The organism is Glutamicibacter sp. X7, from assembly GCF_054889245.1.
This window is the reverse complement of the sequence record NZ_CM142678.1, coordinates 536,286-553,293: the sequence shown is the minus strand read 5'-3', so window position 1 is coordinate 553,293 and position 17,008 is coordinate 536,286. Positions and strand designations below refer to the sequence as shown.

At 59.3% G+C, this 17,008-nt stretch carries 12 protein-coding genes and 3 tRNA genes; 8 read left to right on the top strand and 7 right to left on the bottom strand.

What is annotated here, in order from left to right; genetic code table 11:
* Position 1: 1 nt before the first annotated feature.
* A complete protein-coding gene (locus ACYU0X_RS02870) occupies positions 2-1,165 on the bottom strand; it encodes a trans-sulfuration enzyme family protein (protein WP_418908347.1) in 1,164 nt (387 codons plus the stop codon).
* A gap of 117 nt (positions 1,166-1,282) precedes the next feature.
* On the opposite strand from ACYU0X_RS02870, the gene tmk reads away from it, so the two are divergent.
* The 4 genes from tmk to ACYU0X_RS02850 all read left to right on the top strand — a co-directional run bounded on the left by tmk (position 1,283) and on the right by ACYU0X_RS02850 (position 4,817).
* Entirely contained in the window at positions 1,283-1,936 is a 654-nt protein-coding gene (gene tmk / locus ACYU0X_RS02865) for a dTMP kinase (RefSeq protein ID WP_418908346.1), read from the top strand.
* Complete coding sequence (locus ACYU0X_RS02860; protein WP_418908345.1) at positions 1,936-3,087, top strand: DNA polymerase III subunit delta'; 1,152 nt, start codon at positions 1,936-1,938, stop codon at positions 3,085-3,087. The genes tmk and ACYU0X_RS02860 overlap by 1 nt, the downstream gene beginning before the upstream one ends.
* 35 nt (positions 3,088-3,122) lie before the next feature.
* A complete protein-coding gene (locus ACYU0X_RS02855) occupies positions 3,123-4,661 on the top strand; it encodes an alpha/beta hydrolase (protein ID WP_418908344.1) in 1,539 nt (512 codons plus the stop codon).
* An 84-nt stretch (positions 4,662-4,745) separates the two neighbouring features.
* Positions 4,746-4,817 (top strand) — tRNA-Thr (locus tag ACYU0X_RS02850).
* Positions 4,818-4,894: 77 nt separating this feature from the next.
* On the opposite strand, the gene ACYU0X_RS02845 is transcribed toward ACYU0X_RS02850, so the two are convergent.
* From ACYU0X_RS02845 to ACYU0X_RS02835, 3 genes are all read right to left on the bottom strand, one after another.
* Positions 4,895-5,737 (bottom strand): aldo/keto reductase, encoded by an 843-nt coding sequence (locus ACYU0X_RS02845; RefSeq protein WP_461902100.1) that lies wholly within the window; start codon positions 5,735-5,737, stop codon positions 4,895-4,897.
* Between the two features lie 73 nt (positions 5,738-5,810).
* Complete coding sequence (locus ACYU0X_RS02840) at positions 5,811-6,263, bottom strand: hypothetical protein (protein ID WP_309408902.1); 453 nt, start codon at positions 6,261-6,263, stop codon at positions 5,811-5,813.
* Between the two features lie 97 nt (positions 6,264-6,360).
* Positions 6,361-7,344 carry an NAD(P)H-quinone oxidoreductase gene (locus ACYU0X_RS02835; RefSeq protein ID WP_418909290.1) on the bottom strand — a complete coding sequence of 328 codons (984 nt, stop codon included), beginning with the start codon at positions 7,342-7,344 and terminating at the stop codon, positions 6,361-6,363.
* A gap of 62 nt (positions 7,345-7,406) precedes the next feature.
* On the opposite strand from ACYU0X_RS02835, the gene ACYU0X_RS02830 reads away from it, so the two are divergent.
* Positions 7,407-7,494 (top strand) — tRNA-Ser (locus tag ACYU0X_RS02830).
* A 57-nt stretch (positions 7,495-7,551) separates the two neighbouring features.
* Here the strand turns inward: ACYU0X_RS02830 and ACYU0X_RS02825 are convergent.
* Positions 7,552-9,597, bottom strand: a complete 2,046-nt coding sequence (locus ACYU0X_RS02825; RefSeq protein ID WP_418908342.1) for an FAD/NAD(P)-binding protein — start codon at positions 9,595-9,597, stop codon at positions 7,552-7,554.
* Positions 9,598-9,635: 38 nt separating this feature from the next.
* Here ACYU0X_RS02825 and ACYU0X_RS02820 point away from each other — a divergent pair, with 38 nt between their 5' ends.
* Together ACYU0X_RS02820 and ACYU0X_RS02815 are read left to right on the top strand one after the other, a co-directional pair.
* Complete coding sequence (locus ACYU0X_RS02820; protein WP_418908341.1) at positions 9,636-11,726, top strand: prolyl oligopeptidase family serine peptidase; 2,091 nt, start codon at positions 9,636-9,638, stop codon at positions 11,724-11,726.
* Positions 11,727-11,790: 64 nt separating this feature from the next.
* A tRNA-Ser gene (locus tag ACYU0X_RS02815) sits at positions 11,791-11,882 on the top strand.
* A 425-nt stretch (positions 11,883-12,307) separates the two neighbouring features.
* On the opposite strand, the gene ACYU0X_RS02810 is transcribed toward ACYU0X_RS02815, so the two are convergent.
* Both ACYU0X_RS02810 and ACYU0X_RS02805 read right to left on the bottom strand, forming a co-directional pair.
* Positions 12,308-13,279 carry a hypothetical protein gene (locus tag ACYU0X_RS02810; protein WP_418908340.1) on the bottom strand — a complete coding sequence of 324 codons (972 nt, stop codon included), beginning with the start codon at positions 13,277-13,279 and terminating at the stop codon, positions 12,308-12,310.
* A gap of 30 nt (positions 13,280-13,309) precedes the next feature.
* Positions 13,310-15,430, bottom strand: coding sequence for a RecQ family ATP-dependent DNA helicase (locus ACYU0X_RS02805; RefSeq protein ID WP_461902099.1), 2,121 nt, complete (start codon positions 15,428-15,430; stop codon positions 13,310-13,312).
* 145 nt (positions 15,431-15,575) lie between these two features.
* Here ACYU0X_RS02805 and ACYU0X_RS02800 point away from each other — a divergent pair, with 145 nt between their 5' ends.
* A complete protein-coding gene (locus tag ACYU0X_RS02800) occupies positions 15,576-17,006 on the top strand; it encodes a phosphomannomutase/phosphoglucomutase (RefSeq protein WP_418908338.1) in 1,431 nt (476 codons plus the stop codon).
* Positions 17,007-17,008 lie beyond the last annotated feature (2 nt).

Sequence of the window (17,008 nt, the reverse complement as noted above, 5' to 3'; positions counted from 1 at the left end):
CCTACCGCTTGAGCGTGTCCAAGGCACGGGCCAGATCGGCCCACAAGTCAGTGGCGGCTTCGATGCCGACGGAAAGACGAATGAGATTCTCCGGCACCGACTGTGGTTCAGAGGCATGGCGTGCCCGGCGTTCGGCCAACGATTCGACACCACCAAGCGAGGTGGCCGCAGTGATCAGCCCGAATGCGGCAACGACTTGATCTGCGTCGGCGGCGCTGTCCCCTACGGTGAAGGAAATGACCGAGCCAAAGCCCTGCATCTGGGCGGCAGCGCGCTGATGGCCCGGGTCTTCTACGAGTCCCGGGTAGCGGACCTCACCCACGGCTGGGTGCTTCGCTAACTCCTCGGCCAAGAACTGACTGTTGGCCTGCGAGCGCTCCAACCGAACCGAAAGCGTTCGCAGCCCGCGCAGAGCCAAGAACGCATCCATGGGCGAAGCGATTGCCCCGTGCAGGGTGCGGTAACCGTGCAGTTTCGCGTGGAGCTCCTCATTGCTCGTCAGCACCGCACCGAGAATGACGTCCGAATGTCCGGAAAGATATTTGGTCACCGAATGCAGCACTACATCGGCTCCCAGCGTCAACGGGCGCTGAAGCAGTGGGGTGGCGAAGGTGTTGTCAACGACGCTGAGCACACCCTTCCCACGGGCTTCCGAGAGCAAGCGGGGCACATCTGCTACCTCAAGCATTGGGTTCGTCGGCGACTCAATCCACAACACATCTGCTTGCTCAAGTGCCTGCACTACCTGGTCGGTATCGGCGACATCAACCAACTGCACCCGAAGCCGGCCAGCAGCTTCAAGCTCCTGCACTAGCGCTAGTGAGCCGTTGTAGGAGTGACGTGGCATCACCATAAGACCACCGGCAGGCACGAGATTCAGTGCCGCAGCAATCGCCGCCATCCCCGAACCGAACAACAGACCCGGAAGCTCGGCTTCTTCGAGCGTGGCCAGTACCTCTTCGAACGGATCCCACGTGGGATTGGAGAATCGCGCGTACGTGCGCGCCGGGTCGTTACGCTCCGGCGCATAGGCATAGGTCGAAGTAAAAGTCACCGGGTGGTTTACGGCACCATCGTGCCCATGGGCTGGGCGGCCGCCCGCCACGACAAGAGTCTTCGGGTCTAGGCGGTCAGGGCCACCCACGGGTGATGCGGTGCTAGTCATAGCCAAAACCTTACGCCTCGGTAGGCAAAGCGCCGCTGTCGATTTCCAAAGATTTCATGGCGGTACACCGCGGGCACGGTGCCGGTTTCGGGCCAGCTCTTCGCTAGGCTAGAGCATGTGAATAGCGATGCATCAACGCCTGCGCGCGGTCTGTTTATTGTCTTCGAAGGCGGCGATGGAGCCGGCAAATCTACCCAGGTACGTCTGACGCGCCAACTGTTGGAGCGCAACGGCGGTGAAGTGCTCAGTACTCGCGAACCAGGTGGGACCGAGATCAGTGAGAAGCTACGTTCGCTTGTGCTGGAGCACGGGCATGGCACCATCGATGAGCGAACCGAGGCGCTGATGTACGCCGCTGCTCGAGCAGCGCATGTTCAGCAATTCATCGCACCTAACCTGCAGGCCGGCCGGCATGTGCTCTGCGACCGCTTCGTTGACTCCTCATTGGCTTATCAGGGAGTCGGGCGCAACTTGGGCGTGGAGAAAGTGGCCGCGATCAACGAATTCGCCACGGACGGCCTGCGCCCAGATCTGACGATCCTGTTAGATATTTCGGCGGCAGAAGGCCGGCTGCGCCGACTGACGCACACCGGTGGCGTGGATGATTCGGATCGTCTCGAAGCCGAACCCGACGATTTCCATGAACGCATCCGTCACGCCTTCCTCGAGCTGGCCAAGGCAGCCCCGCAACGCTATCTCGTGCTGGACGCCACCGCTTCGGCCGAACAGCTACAGGATCTAATTCGCGAGCGTCTGGAAGAGCTGCTCTAATGCGCCCTGTATTTGCTTCGCTCGCCGGGCAACAGCGCGTCATCGACGCACTTACCCGTGAAGTCGACGCCGGAAACCCGACGCATGCCTGGCTGTTTACCGGCCCTCCTGGTTCGGGACGCAGTACGGCCGCCCGCGCCTTCGCGGCAGCACTCGAATGCACGAGTTCGCCGGCCGGTTGTGGAAGTTGCCAAGGATGCGTCTCAGTACTCGAGGGGCGCCACCCAGATGTCACTTTCGTCAGCACCCAGAAGGTCGCTTACCAGATTGATGACGTTCGCGAACTCATTGGTCGCGCCCAAGAACGGGCCGGCCAAGGGCGGTGGCGCATCATCATCATTGAAGACGCCGACCGAATGACCGAGCGCACCACAAACGTGCTGCTGAAGGCGATTGAGGAACCGCCCGAACGCATGATTTGGTTGTTGTGCGCGCCTTCCCCTGCAGATGTGCTGGTCACTATCCGTTCTCGTTGCCGTTCGGTGGGCCTTGCCATTCCTTCGACCGCCGAAGTCGCGAGCCTGCTAATCGAACGCGACGGTGTCGCCCCGGAGTTGGCGGAGTTTGCTGCACGCGCGGCACAGTCACATATCGGCGTAGCCCGGTTGCTTGCGCGCGATCCTGCCGCCCGCGACCGACGCGAAAAGGCGGTCTTCCTCCCATTACGGATGAGCACCCTCCCCCAAGCGATGAGTGCCGCCGCCGACATTGTTGCACTAGCCAATGAAAACGCCGAGGCCATCACCGGTGAGCAACTTGCGCAACAGACCGCCGCGCTGCGACACACCACGGGCCTGAGCGAAGACGAGCCGATTCCGCCAAATCTGCGTAGTCAATTTAAAGCGCTCGAAGAAACGGCCAAACGCCAGGCACGGCGCGCCACCTTCGATGCGCTGGATCGCACCTTGATCGATTTGACCACGTTCTTTCGTGATGTGCTCAGCATCCAATTGGGCAGCCAGGTGGAGTTGGTCAATGAGCATCGCCGCGAGGACATCGAGCACTATGCTCGAGCCCAGCGAAGTGAAAAGACCCTGTCACAGATCGATGCCATCAATGAGACACGGCGCCGCTTGAGCGCCAACGTCGCCCCCTTGCTCGCTTTAGAGGCTCTCATGACGCGTCTGCTGGCTAACCCGGCACGTCGCTGAAGCAGTCGACGCACCTACCTTAGGAGTACCCTTTCGTGCCTTACACCGTGAGTCGTTCGCTGAGCAAAGCAACGGCCCTTGCCATGGCGGCTACGCTGCTACTGACTTCCTGCACTGCTGTCACGAACGATGAGAGCTCGCCGTCGGCCACGGAACCATCCACGGTCCTCGACGCGAACCTTCCCGCCGAGCTAGCAGACTATTACACGCAGAGCGTGAAGTGGGAGGCCTGCGGTAGCACCTTGGAGTGCGCCACGGTTGAGGTACCACTGAATTACGCGAAACCCGATGGCGAACGCATCGAGCTAACGTTGAACCGGCGCAAGGCGCAGAACGCTAAGGGAAATCTATTAGTTAATCCGGGCGGCCCCGGTGGTTCTGGGCTAACGCTGGTCTCCCAGTCCGCCACGTCAATGTTTACCCCCGAACTACAAAGGTCCTACAACCTGATTGGTTTTGACCCCCGGGGTGTGGGCGAAAGCAGCCCCATTACTTGTCAAAGCGATGCGGAAAAGGATGACTCCCGCCAATCGAACCTCCATGCTTGGGATCCAGCCGACCGTGAGCAAATCGTCGCCGAAGGCAAAAAATATGCTCAAGACTGTGCGCAGCACACCGGCGAATTGCTTGGTCACGTCGACACCATCTCGGCCGCCCGCGACATGGATATTATTCGGGCGCTACTCGGTGACCGGCAGTTAGATTATCTCGGTTTCTCCTATGGAACTTTCCTTGGGGCAACCTATGCCGATCTTTTCCCGCAGCGCGCCGGACGATTGGTTCTCGATGGTGCTATGGATCCTGCACTGTCCGAAGAAGAAGTCACGCTGGGACAGGCCAAGGGTTTTGAAGATTCGATCGATGCTTGGTTGACCGACTGCCTGGAATACGAGGACTGCCCGTTCTCCGGAACCCTTGACGAAGCCAAGACCGAATTGCGGGACTTTTTCTCCCGCCTCGAAGGCACACCCATGACTTCCTCTGACGGACGTCAGGTGCCGGTGGTTGACTTCGTTACTGGCTTTATCGTCCCGCTTTACGACAATAGTTCGTGGCCGTTGTTGCGTACCGCCATGCAACGAGCCATGAACGGTGATGTGGATGGCATCCTGTTCTTCGCGGATCTATCGAACGAACGCACCGAAGAGGGCAAGTACCTTTCAAACTCGATGGATGCGTTCACCGCGATCAATTGCCTTGACCGCCCGATGGATGCATCCGAGGCGGCCATGGAGAAACAAGCACAGCGATTGTCCGAGGCGTCTCCTACCATCGGCAAGTACCTTGCCTACGGTGCCATCGGATGCGATACGTGGTCATATGAACCGACCGGAAAACCTGCGAACCTATCGGCGACGGGCGCGGGCCCGATTTTGGTTGTTGGGACCACCGGCGATCCAGCCACGCCCTATGCGTGGGCACAGTCGCTGGCCAAGCAACTAGATAACGCCCGGTTGCTAACCTTCGAGGGCGAGGGCCATACCGCGTACGGACGAGGTAGTGACTGCATTAATGAGGCTGTCGATAACTACCTGCTCGAGGGTACCCTGCCAGCAGAAGGTACTCGCTGCTAGCTTTCGCGCACACCGTTTCGTGCTCGTTTTGACGTTCATCTGCCACCTCGGATAGATTAACGTGGTGCCCGGTAACGGGCGCAGGCCTCCGTAGCTCAGGGGTAGAGCAGCTCCCTCGTAAAGAGCAGGTCGCCGGTTCAAATCCGGCCGGGGGCTCCGATGTGAAGAAAATCCCCCGGTATCGCACTGCGCGATACCGGGGGATTTTCGCATTTAGTAAACCACCGAAATGGTTACTGGAAGTCAGCGGTGGCGGGATCGGCCGCAATACGACCTTCCGCACCTCGGTCCAGAGCGTCAATCTTTTCCAGATCTTCGGCATCCAATGTGACGCCTAGAGCATTGAAGTTCTCTTCGATACGCTCCGGCGTGACCGACTTCGGGATCACGACATTGCCCTTGGCTAAGTGCCAAGCGATGATGACCTGCGCCGGGCTCGCGTTGTGCTTACGGGCCACAGCGACTACGGCCTCATCCTCCAACACCTCACCACCCTGTCCCAGCGGCGACCACGACTCGTGCAGAATCCCGTGCGCGGCTTCGTATTCACGCAATTCGTTCTGCGGGAAGTAGGGGTGCGTTTCAACTTGGTTGATTACTGGCCGCACCCCGGTTTCGGCGTACAGTTCGTCGAGAGCTTCGATGGTGAAGTTGCAGACACCAATGGACTTGGCTTTTCCAGCTTTCTGCAGCTCGATGAGTGCCTTCCACGTGTCAACGTACTTGCCCCGTTTCGGCTGAAGCCAGTGAATCAGGTAGAGATCCACGTAATCGAGGCCGAGGCGCTCAAGGGAGGCGTCCATCGCGGCAAGTGTTTGCTCGTAGCCTTGATCCGCGTTCCACACCTTGGTGGTCACAAAGATTTCTTCACGCGGCACGCTGCTGGCAGCTACAGCGCGTCCCACACCGGCCTCATTGCCATAGATCATGGCGGTATCGATGTGGCGATAGCCCGTTTCGAGGGCTAGCCCAACCACCTTTTCTGCTTCGTCATCGGCGACCTGCCACACGCCGTAGCCGAGCTGGTCGATGGAGTTTCCATCACGGAACACTTTTTCGGGTACGAAATAAGTCATAAGACATACTCTATTGCCCGAAGGTGACAGATGGGGTGACTTCAGCCACCTTGCGCCCAACGCGTAATGAACCCTAGTCGAATAATTCGCGCAGGAGCCGCTGAGCTTGGCCTACTTCCTCGGTGACGATGCGCGCACGATTATCTACAGCAAAGAGCATGTCCGCCCCTCCTGCTTCGGCCTGAATCCGAAGCATCGCCATAGCTTGAGCGGTGGTTGCCAGGTCATTGGCCGACTTAGTCAGGGCCCGATGTATCCGAGCTGTTCGCTGCGGAATCTGTTCGTCTTCGCTAGGAGTCAGCGCCTGAGCTTCGCGGCATATTTCGCGCACGACAGGCAGTAGTTCGGCAAGGTCATTGGCTCGGGCCACGAACTCGTTATGTAGCCGATCATCCTCGATACCCTCAATGACCTGAAAGACGCGATCAAGCGAGCGATTGAACCGGTCATGGGCGCGACGCCACACGCCATTGCCGAGGTCGCGGTTGGCCGCGCGTTCGGCACGGAGCCTAGAGAAAAAGACCATTGCACTCTTTACGGGTCGATGGTGCCTGCCACTTATTACCTTACGGCCTGCGAGTAGCACTTCGCGCCACCGCCGTAAAAGCCGAATTACCGTGCACTCAGCGAGGAGCTCGTACCAAGATTTTCCCGCGATGCTCACCGGAATCGAAATAATCCTGAGCTTCTCGAAGCTCGTCGAATTCAAAGGTCGCACCGACGCTCATATCTAGAGTGCCTGTTTCAAGCAGTGGGCGGATCCGGTCAATGGTGTGTCGGACGATCTCAGACTTTTCCGCCACGCTCCTCGAACGCAAGGTAGTTCCGATAATCCGGGCACGCTTACTCATCAGCTGGCCAATATTCAGCTCGGCCTTGGCCCCGCCTTGTAGCCCAATGATGACTAACTGGCCACCTTCGGCGAGCGCGCTAACGTTCTGTGTTAGATATTTGGCCCCCACGACATCGAGAATGAGGTCAACTCCCCTCCCCTCGGTCAGTCGTTCAATCTCGGTTGAGAAGTCCTCGGCGCGGTAGTTGATGCCATGATCCGCACCTAACGCGTGGCAATGTTGCAGCTTCCCTGCATCGGATGCTGTCGTGTAGACCGTCGCCCCGGCGTCCTTGGCCAGCTGGATGGCCATCGAGCCAATCCCTCCGGCCCCGCCATGAATTAGAACGCTCTGACCGTTTCTCAGGTCGCCCTCGAGAAACAGATTAGACACCACAGTGCACGTCACTTCAGGTACCGCGGCGGCAGCAACCAGATCTATTCCTTCGGGAACCGGAAGTAGTTGGCCCTCGGGCACTGCAATATATTGTGCATACCCGCCTCCGCTAAGCAGCGCCGCCACACGATCGCCGATCTGCCATCGAGTGACGCCCGGACCTACTCCTACGATGGTTCCTGAGGCTTCCAGTCCCGGAATGTCGCTGGCTCCCGGAGGCGGCGGATAGTATCCACGGCGCTGCTGTACATCCGCCCGATTAAGACCAAAGGCGGCGGTACGAACCAGGACCTCTCCGGCGGCTGGTTCGGGAACTTCGCGACGCGTCTGCTCAATAACCTCGGTCCCACCGGCACCGCGATAAATATAGGCGTCCATCTGTTCTCCGGTCATTGCTGATTCTCCTGTGCAGGTATCGATGCCGTATACTCGTTCGGGTTGGATGGTTGTCCGAGCGGCCGAAGGAGCTGGTCTTGAAAACCAGTAGGCGGTAACCCCGTCTCATGGGTTCAAATCCCATACCATCCGCGTTGACTAGGCGGCCTTCTCGAATTTTCGGGGAGGCCGCCTAGCTTTATTTTCAGCTTAGACCCGCCCGCCGATGCGATCCACCCGGTCGAATTCGGTCGGTGTTTCCGGAATTTCAATGCCCGCCAGTCGGGCAATTCCCTTCACAATGTCCTGTGCATCGCGTAGGGTCCGCGCGCCCGGCCGTGCGAGATCGCCAGCCTGACCGGCAATTGCCGTACCCCACTGTGCCGAGGACAATTGCAGACCGAGGACAAAGAGACCGCGGTGCGCCAGGCCTTGGCCGTCGACGAGTCGATAGGGTGTTCCACGAACCTCAAAGCCGGAACCGGGTACCGTTTCTCCATCATCATTGGTCCATGTGTGCACTCGAGCCACAGACTCCCCAAGCAGCTGCCGCATCAGTGGTGTCTTGTTCTGTAGCACCCGGTTGGCTGGCATCATCGCTTCGCAAAGCACCTTGGCGGTGAACTCGTCGGCGTCGACCCACGGGGAGGAGGCGGTGAACAGTCCAGTAATTTCGTCGAAGCCAAACTGTGGGTCCGGACCAATAAATTCGACCAATCCTGCCCGTGAAAGCGCCAAGAGCTGCTCGATACGTTCAAGGGGTGGCCCGGAAGACAGACCTTCGACCAGGGGCTCAAATTTCCCTTGTATTTCGGTAATACGGGACTGCTCGTCTACCAGATTCCGGGCAATGAGTTCCTTGATTATCATGCGCCCAGCATTCATCGTCATGATGGCGCGTGATAGCGGATCTTCGATCCCTGGCTCACTGCGTTGGGCATTGTGCACCAGGTAGTCACGAACCGCCTGTTGGTAGTGCGCGTGGGACTCAAAGCCAACTTGGTCGAAAGGGTGGGCCAACAAGGGAACGTCCAGCCACCCAATGCGTGGGAACCGGTCAATGTATTCATGCAATTGACTCAACCAAACCTGGACACCTTCATGGTGCTCGGCATCAAGGATCTCTCGAACCTTCGCGATGAATGCTTCGCTTCCTTGCGGTAGCTGATCCTCATATACTCGCGCACTTTGGCTGTAGTAGGCCAGCAGGATATCGCGGTGCAAACGTGGCCATATATGCCGTGAAAAGCTCAAGGACGCGTTTGGGTTGCCCGAGGTCCGTGCCTCCACGACCAAATCCATCAGTTCCTCGGCGTCCATGTACTCGAGCTGTATCTGCTCGGGGATAAACGCGTCGGCCACCGGCTTCCCCCAGTACGGGGTGCCGCGGCGTGAGGCCACCATCAGGCGTGGCTCTTCGCCCGAGGGCTCATAGCGAAGTCGGTGTCCGGGCACATCGAGATCGGTCACGAACCGACCACCGCGGCCCAGGCTGAGCTCTGCCATGGCGTCGAAAAAGTTCAGGCCTAGCCCGCGAATCAAAGCCGGCTCTCCAGGCGGAAATTGAGCGTAATCGACGTTCGCTGGAATGTTCGGGGGCAGGTAGGTCAGCCCGTTGCGATCGGCCGCCTCCGCGAGCTGTCGTTGCCACGGATTCACGGCCGAATCTTGGTGGCCTAGGGCCAGCACCACGCAATCCACCGATAACCGTGCCGTGGCAGAAGCCTCCGAGTCTGGATGGCGATATTCCACTTGATAGCCGGTGAGCTCCGGACGAACCGCAAGCACCTCGGACTGAATCTGCGCGACGTTGACTTGCGGATGCGCTGCTAGCTGCGCCACGCTGCGCTGAAAGACATGCTGCAAATATCTGCCATACAACGCTCGGGTGGGGTAACTACCGGGTCCAAGCGAGGAAATTTCCTCGGCCTCCCGTGCGGTAAGAGGTGCCCCGTCGCCTCCGGAAGTCACGAACTGTTCGAAGCTCAGCCCAGGACCATCACCCGTCCGTTCGGGGGCCACTGTAGGGTAGGACATTGGTGTGTTCATCCAGAAGTTTGGCGATTGCCCAGGGTCCCACACCATGCCCGAGCCACCGGGGTAAGGGTCAAAGATGGTCACCTGCAATTGAACCGGCACTCGCGTGCTACGTCGCAGCAGGTCTGCCATCCGCTCCACGATGCTTGTCCCGCGTGGGCCTGCACCCACGACGGCGACGCTGAACTGGGGATCCGAGGTATCTGTTGCGCTGCTCACCATCCAAGATTAATGCCTCGGGCCCTAGACTGTGGCTTATGAGCGAAACATCGGTACAGACCAGCGACCCAACCGAAGAATATGACTGGCTCGACGAGGTTCAATCGGACACTGCCCTAGCTTGGGTGCGCGAGCACACCGAGCGCACGGAGCGCGAACTCTACGACGCGCAGTTCCACACCACAGTCGACCGGATCCGCGAGGTACTGGATTCACCTGATCGCATACCGATGGTGACCAAGCGCGGCGAGCACTACTACAACTTCTGGAAAGACGCCGCGCACCGTTTGGGCCAATGGCGACGGACCACGTGGGAGTCCTACCGCACGGATAATCCCGACTGGGAAATTTTGCTAGATCTCGACGATCTCGCAGTCAAAGAAGGCCAGGACTGGCACTTCGCCGGCGCCCAGCTCCTGCGACCGGCACCCGGAGAGCCTTATCGCCAAGCGCTAGTGCGGCTCAGCCCCGACGGTGGTGACCAAGTCGCAATCCGCGAGTTCGACCTAGAGAACCAAGTCTTTGTGCCCGAAGGATTCCAACTTCCGGTGGCCAAGACCTCCGCAAGTTGGTTAGATGCCGACACCCTATTGGTAGCTAGCGCGACAAATCCGTTGGACACCACGCGTTCAACGTATGCCCGCACCGTCCGCTCGCTCACCCGAGGAGCCGAGCTACGCGACGCTCCGGTGGTCTTCGAGGTGGACGCTGAGCACGTGTTGGCCGGGGTTCAAGTCGATTCCACTCCGGGTTTTGAACGCACGATTTTCACCGACGTGCTCGATTTTTACAACAGCCGCACCTATCTACAGATCGCCGGAAAGAACATCGCGGTGGACGTTCCTACTGACGTCAATGTCTTTCTGCATCGTCAATGGTTCCTGTTTGCCCCACGCACCGATTGGCAACACGCGGGAAATACCTACCCGGCCGGAAGCCTGATTATGACGACGGTGGACAGGTTTTTGGAATCGGGCACTATAGACCGCGTGGTGTTCACGCCGCAGTCGAACTCCTCGTTGCAGGGGATGGACTTCACGGCCAACTACCTATTACTCACGCTACTGACCGATGTGCGTAGCGAAGTTCACGTATTGGATCTGCACTCTAACTCCGAGCCGCAGCGCCTCACGTTGGATGACCCCTTGTGTAGCGTTTCGGTATCCGCTGTGGATGATGAAGATGAAAGTTGCGCCGACGAGATCTGGATGACCTCCACCGGCTTCACCACGCCGACCATATTGTCGCGTGGGCCAGTAGGAGCTCAGCTCACTCCCGTAAAGTCATCCCCGGCTCGTTTTTCGGCGGACGATCTCGAAGTGAGCCAGCACTTCGCGATCTCGGCCGATGGGACCCGAATACCGTATTTCCAAGTCTCGCCCCGCGACCTAGTGTTAGATGGACGAAATCCAGTGCTCATGGACGGATACGGCGGCTTCCAGCACAGTATGACCCCGGGGTATTCTCCGGCCCTTGGGCGGGGCTGGCTTGAACGTCGTACCGCCGACGGGCGTGGTGCCAGCTATGTACTGGCTAATATTCGTGGCGGCGGAGAATACGGACCACGATGGCATCAGGCCGCGCTGCAGGCCAACCGGCACCGTGCCTATGAGGATTTCGCAGCGATCGCGGAGGACCTCGTCAGACGGCAGGTCACCAGTCGCGAACACTTGGCGGCCACCGGACGATCCAATGGTGGGTTGCTGATGGGCAATATGATCACCGGCTACCCGCAGCTTTTTGGTGCTATCTCCTGCGGGGTCCCACTACTGGACATGCGCCGCTACACCCGACTGGCGGCCGGGCACTCCTGGATCGCCGAGTATGGCGATCCCGAAATCCCAGAACAGTGGAAGTACGTACGCACCTTCTCACCGCTTCACCGCATTTTCGACGAGCCACAGCATCCTGATAGCTACCCTGCGAGCCTCATCTGGACCACTACCACCGATGACCGGGTGGGACCTTCACAGGCTCGCAAGCTGGCCGCAGCCATGATGGATCGCGGTATCACCAATGTTCGTTACCACGAGCCGCAGGACGGGGGCCACGCTGGTTCAACTGACAACGAATCCACCGCACGCATGCTGGCCACAAGCTACGAATATCTTTGGCGCCAAATTCGCTAGCGTGCCCCGTTTTGGAACACGGAGGGAAGTTCGGGTAGGCTTATTAACGCTGGAAACAGCGGATGGACACGTGCCAGAGCGGCCGAATGGACTTCACTGCTAATGAAGGGTCGGGGTTAAACTCGACCGGGGGTTCAAATCCCCCCGTGTCCGCCAAAAACCCCTACTCAGGTAGGGGTTTTTTATTTGCATAGTCATGAAATCCCCCCCATCGTGCTCATGCACGGTCGACTCGATGCTCCGCCAAGGTTCCGAGCGGTTGTCATAGTGACCGAACTTGTCTCAGAAGTTGCCGAGAGCTACGCGTAATAACCTCTATTGCGAGCACTTAGATACGGTAAGTCACGGATTCACGTGGGGAAAGCGGGCGGCTCGTATCCCCGCATACTCCAAAAACCCCTACTCAAATAGGGGTTTCCGCACTCCGAGGACAAGTCATGACGGCCGCACTTTAGCAATTGAGGATTGCGCTGGCACAGCACACGCCAGCGCAATGACCCGATCCTGACGACTAACTACCCTTGGTATTTAGCACTTCCATACGCGCCGGCGTCGTGGTCTGCCGGTAGTGCCCCGCGACTCTACTTGTCGCGCTCGACGAAGTTGCGCAACATGTTGCGCACCATATCTTCGGGAAGGTTAGTATGCCGGACCACGATGGCCGCCACGCGGTCTAAATCGGTGTCGGCAATGGCGGCAAAGAGTTCGGCACGTTCGGCCTCCGGCAATTCCGCCGCGTCAAAACTCACCGGGCCATCGGGCCCCTGCCCCTCGAAGCGAAAGTCCGCCACATTTGCATTACCGCCGTGGGCAGCCATCGGGGAGGTGGAAATCATGCGCTCTAGATCCTCAACCGGCAACCCGGTATGGGTGTTGAGGATCTGCGCTGCCTCCGTATAGTTTTCGTCGCGAAGCATCGAGAACAGTTGATCGTACTCGTTGGGTGGCAATTGTTCGCTCGAGAACTCATGCTGTACACCTTCAACCTCGTAAGCAAGTTTGAAGTGTGTCGAGCTTGGCTCGTTCTGCGACCCGAACTGTTCGCTCCATTCTTCGGGCACGACCCACGCATCATCCTTCGGTAGCATGGCTTGAATTTCACCGCTGGCTGGCGCTGGCGACGGCTCGGGGTCTTTGGAGGCGGGCTCCGAATCCTTCTCAGACTGTGGAGGCTCTTCTTCACCGTCATTACCGTGTGATTCCAGTTTTGCGCGCAGCGCCTGAATATCCTCTTCACTGACCGGTTGCGGCTTCTGCTGCTCAGCCACCTGCGGGTACGCGTCTAAGGAACGAATTGCGATAACGCAATCCTTGACAGGATCTCCGGTCACCGCACGATAATTCTGCACGGCCGCCAAGACGTCTCCCTTGGCGAGATTACGATAAATGGCCTTCCGGGAAGCCTCATCAAGCTTGGCGCTGGCCGCCTGCGCGGCCTCACGACTCACTGCTTTAGAGATTTCGGCGCTGTTCCGCTTACGCAGTGACTGCAGCCACCAGTAGCCCGCGCCAAGGACGAGCACAACAACGCCGATAATGATGAGAAACTCCATACCTCCAGCCTACTTCTTTTAACTGAATGATCACCCAGCTAAGCCCAAGGTGAAAGGCAACACACCCGGTGCCCCCGCGATCCTCAAGGCTCGTCCAGCCATGGCCAAAGACCACCGGGAATCAGCTAGGTCATCCACGAGAAGCACGGGCCCAGGAGCATTAGCCAAGAGTTCCTCCATCTGCGGCGGAATCTCAAAAGCATCAGCCACCGCTGCGAGGCGAAAAGCCGAGTTTCCACCGGGTCCGCCCTCCGGCGGGCCCATCCGATACTGCAGCGCTCCGAGGTAACGCAGCCTGCCAACGCTGGCCAGGGACTGCGCTAGCGATTCTATGAGTTGCGGACGGTGGGCTGAAGCCATAGCCACCACCGCCACGGGTCGTTGCGGCCACTGCCATTCGGCGAGCACTTTGACGCATGCGTCGAGCATGGCTTGCTGCACGGGAGCATCGGTCGGGTCCGCAAAGAGCTGGCGCAGTCTATTTCCCCAGCCCAGATCCGTTAAGCGCGCCAGTGCACGTCCTTCAAGAATCTGCTCGTCCTCGGGGATCTTGCCCTTGAGGGAATAACCGAGTTTGTTGAGACCCGAAGGATAGAGCTTACGAGGTTCAATCCGGACACCGGCCTTGACCAGCGCGGCCTGTGCGCTGTCCTTAGACTCCTGCGGAATGTGATCGTCGTACCACGCCCCGGCACAGTTGTCGCACTTTCCGCACGGGCCCGCCTGCGGGTCGTCGAGTGTCTGGGTCAAGAATTCCATCCGGCAACGGGCGGTATTCTCGTAATCGATCATGAGGTTCTGCTCATGAATTCGGCTCTGCGCGACCCGGCGATAACGGTCCGCGTCATAAACCCACGGCATATCGGTGCGGATCCAACCTCCCGCGACACGCTGCACCGCCCCATCCACCGCAAGCACCTTCAATAACAGTTCCAAGGGGGAACGTCGGAGGTTGACCGCGCTCTCTAGTGCGGGCACGCTGACCGGGCCATCCACCGCGGCAAGAGCGTCGAGCACCTGCCGCGCACGCTGCTCGTCGGGCATCGAGCTGGTGGCGAAATACTGCCAGATTTCCGAGTCATCGGGCCCGGGCAGTAGCAACACGTCGGCATTGATACTTCCACGACCGGCACGACCGACCTGCTGGTAGTAGGCCACCGGGGAACTTGGCGCGCCGAGATGGACAACGAACCCCAGATCCGGCTTATCGAATCCCATCCCCAACGCACTAGTGGCGATGAGGGCTTTGACTTCATTGTTCTTCAACGCGGATTCAAGTTGCTCGCGTTCAGAGATATCGGTCCGTCCGGTATACGCGGCTACTCGGTGACCGGCCTCGGAAAGCAGCCGGGCCACATCTTCAGCCGCCGAGACGGTGAGCGTGTAGATGATCCCGGAACCGGTAAAGCTCTCGATATGGCTAAGTAGCCAAGCTAACTGCATGCGTGGTGAAGCGAGCTTCAACACACCCAACCGCAAAGAGTCCCGGGCCAACGATCCGCGCAGGGTGAAGACCTCGGCGCCATCGGCGGCCAACTGTTCCGCCACATCCTCAACGACCCGCGAATTGGCCGTGGCCGTGGTGGCTAATACCGGTAGGCTGGCCGGCAACCGGTTGATCAGCTCGCGGATTCGGCGGTAATCGGGACGGAAGTCGTGGCCCCAGTCAGATATGCAATGAGCCTCGTCAATCACCAGCAGCCCGAGACGATCCAGCAGCAGTGGCAGCTGCTCCTCGCGGAAGGACGGATTGTTCAGACGTTCGGGTGAGACCAGCAGCACGTCAATCTCATCGCGTTGCAGCTTCGCAAGTACTTCACGCCATTCCAGAACGTTCGCTGAGTTAATGGCCGCGGCGCGCACTCCTGCACGCTCGGCTGCAGCCACCTGATCGCGCATAAGCGCCAGCAGCGGGGAGACGATTAGTGTCGGCCCACGTCCCTGGGCTCGAAGCAACAGAGAGGAAATGAAGTACACGGCGGACTTTCCCCAGCCGGTGCGCTGCACCACCAGCGCACGCCGGCGATGTGCTACGAGCGCCTCAATGGCTTCGAACTGACCGTCGTGAAAATGCGCGTCCTCGCGTTGCACGAGAGCCCGGAGCTTAGCTAGGGCCTCCTGATACAACGGCTGGTTCCCAGTGGCGTTCATGTACCCAAGTATTGCAGTCGCTTCGGACAGTTCGACACCGCGCTCTCGGGCTGTGGGCGCTGTCCGTGGGAAGAAAATGTTAGCCAGCTCCTACCGTCTTTACGCCCCCGGCAACGGCGCTCCGGCAGATGAACCCGGTAGGCTGATGGACGTGACTGTTGATATTGATCTACACGAGAGCTTCAAGGCCTACGACGTGCGTGGCATCGTTGGGCAGGAATTGAACGCCGAAGCCGTCGAGGCTATTGGAGCTGCCTTTGTCGATGTGCTGGCGCTTTCCGGCAAGGATGTGCTCATTGGCGGAGATATGCGGCCTTCGAGCGCCGACTTCGCTCAGGCTTTCGCCCGTGGCGTGACTTATCGCGGGGCGAACGCGGTGTTGTTGGGCCAGATCTCCACCGACGAACTGTACTTCGCGGCGGGCCGCTACGACGCCGCTGGTGTAGTTTTTACCGCTAGCCACAATCCGGCGGAATACAACGGGTTGAAGATGGCCAAGGCCGGGGCCGTGCCGATTTCGTCGGATACTGGCCTGTTCGATATTCGTGATCTCGCGCAGAGCTATCTGGCCGAGGGGCTGCCGGTTTCGACCGAGGCCCCCTCCGGTACGGTGCGTGAGTTGGATGTTTTGGCTGATTACGCGGCCTACCTGCGTTCCTTGGTTGATCTGTCGGGGATTCGGCCGTTGAAGGTGGTCGTGGACGCCGGTAACGGTATGGCCGGGCTGACGACTCCTGCCGTGCTGGGTGACAGTGTGTTGGCCGGGTTGCCGTTGGAGATTGTGGATCTGTATTTCGATCTCGATGGGACTTTCCCGAATCATCCGGCGAATCCGTTGGAGCCGGAGAATCTTAAGGATCTGCAGGCCGCGGTGCGTGAGCACGGGGCGGATATTGGTTTGGCGTTCGATGGGGATGCTGATCGTTGCTTTGTGATCGATGAGCGGGGTAACCCGGTGTCTCCCTCGGCGGTGACCGCGCTGGTTGCGGTGCGTGAAATTGCGCGGGCTCAGGCTGCTGGGGAGTCGAGCCCGGTGGTGATTCATAATTTGATTACCTCGCGGGCGGTGCCGGAGTTCGTCACGCAGGTCGGCGGGGTGCCGGTGCAGACACGTGTGGGTCATTCCTTCATTAAGGCCAAGATGGCCGAGCATGGGGCGATTTTCGGTGGTGAGCACTCGGCGCACTACTATTTCCGTGATTTTTACAACGCTGATACCGGGATGTTGGCGGCGATGCATGTGTTGGCCGCGTTGGGTGAGAGCACGTTGCCGCTTTCGGAACTGGGGGCTCGTTTTGAGCCGTACACCGCCACTGGGGAGATCAACTCCCGGGTCGAGGATAAGGATGCGGCGATCGCCCGTGTGGCGGCGCATTTCGCGGGTCAGCCGGTGAGCGTGAGCACCATGGACGGCACGACGTTTAGCGCAGAGGATGGTAGCTGGTGGTTTAACCTCCGTCCGTCGAATACCGAGCCGTTCTTGCGTTTCAATGGTGAGGGTCTCACTGCGGCGATCATTGAGCCGGTCCGTGATAGCGTGCTGGGGATCGTTCGCGACACCGACCCCAACTCCTAAGG

Excerpts from the sequence above, each read along its gene's own strand:
- ACYU0X_RS02870 (WP_418908347.1), bottom strand. The coding sequence starts at position 1,165 with ATGACTAGCACCGCATCACCCGTGGGTGGCCCTGACCGCCTAGACCCG.
- ACYU0X_RS02860 (WP_418908345.1), top strand. The coding sequence starts at position 1,936 with ATGCGCCCTGTATTTGCTTCGCTCGCCGGGCAACAGCGCGTCATCGAC.
- ACYU0X_RS02845 (WP_461902100.1), bottom strand. The coding sequence starts at position 5,737 with ATGACTTATTTCGTACCCGAAAAAGTGTTCCGTGATGGAAACTCCATC.
- ACYU0X_RS02840 (WP_309408902.1), bottom strand. The coding sequence starts at position 6,263 with ATGGTCTTTTTCTCTAGGCTCCGTGCCGAACGCGCGGCCAACCGCGAC.
- ACYU0X_RS02835 (WP_418909290.1), bottom strand. The coding sequence starts at position 7,344 with ATGGACGCCTATATTTATCGCGGTGCCGGTGGGACCGAGGTTATTGAG.
- ACYU0X_RS02820 (WP_418908341.1), top strand. The coding sequence starts at position 9,636 with ATGAGCGAAACATCGGTACAGACCAGCGACCCAACCGAAGAATATGAC.
- ACYU0X_RS02810 (WP_418908340.1), bottom strand. The coding sequence starts at position 13,279 with ATGGAGTTTCTCATCATTATCGGCGTTGTTGTGCTCGTCCTTGGCGCG.
- ACYU0X_RS02805 (WP_461902099.1), bottom strand. The coding sequence starts at position 15,430 with ATGAACGCCACTGGGAACCAGCCGTTGTATCAGGAGGCCCTAGCTAAG.
- ACYU0X_RS02800 (WP_418908338.1), top strand. The coding sequence starts at position 15,576 with ATGGACGTGACTGTTGATATTGATCTACACGAGAGCTTCAAGGCCTAC.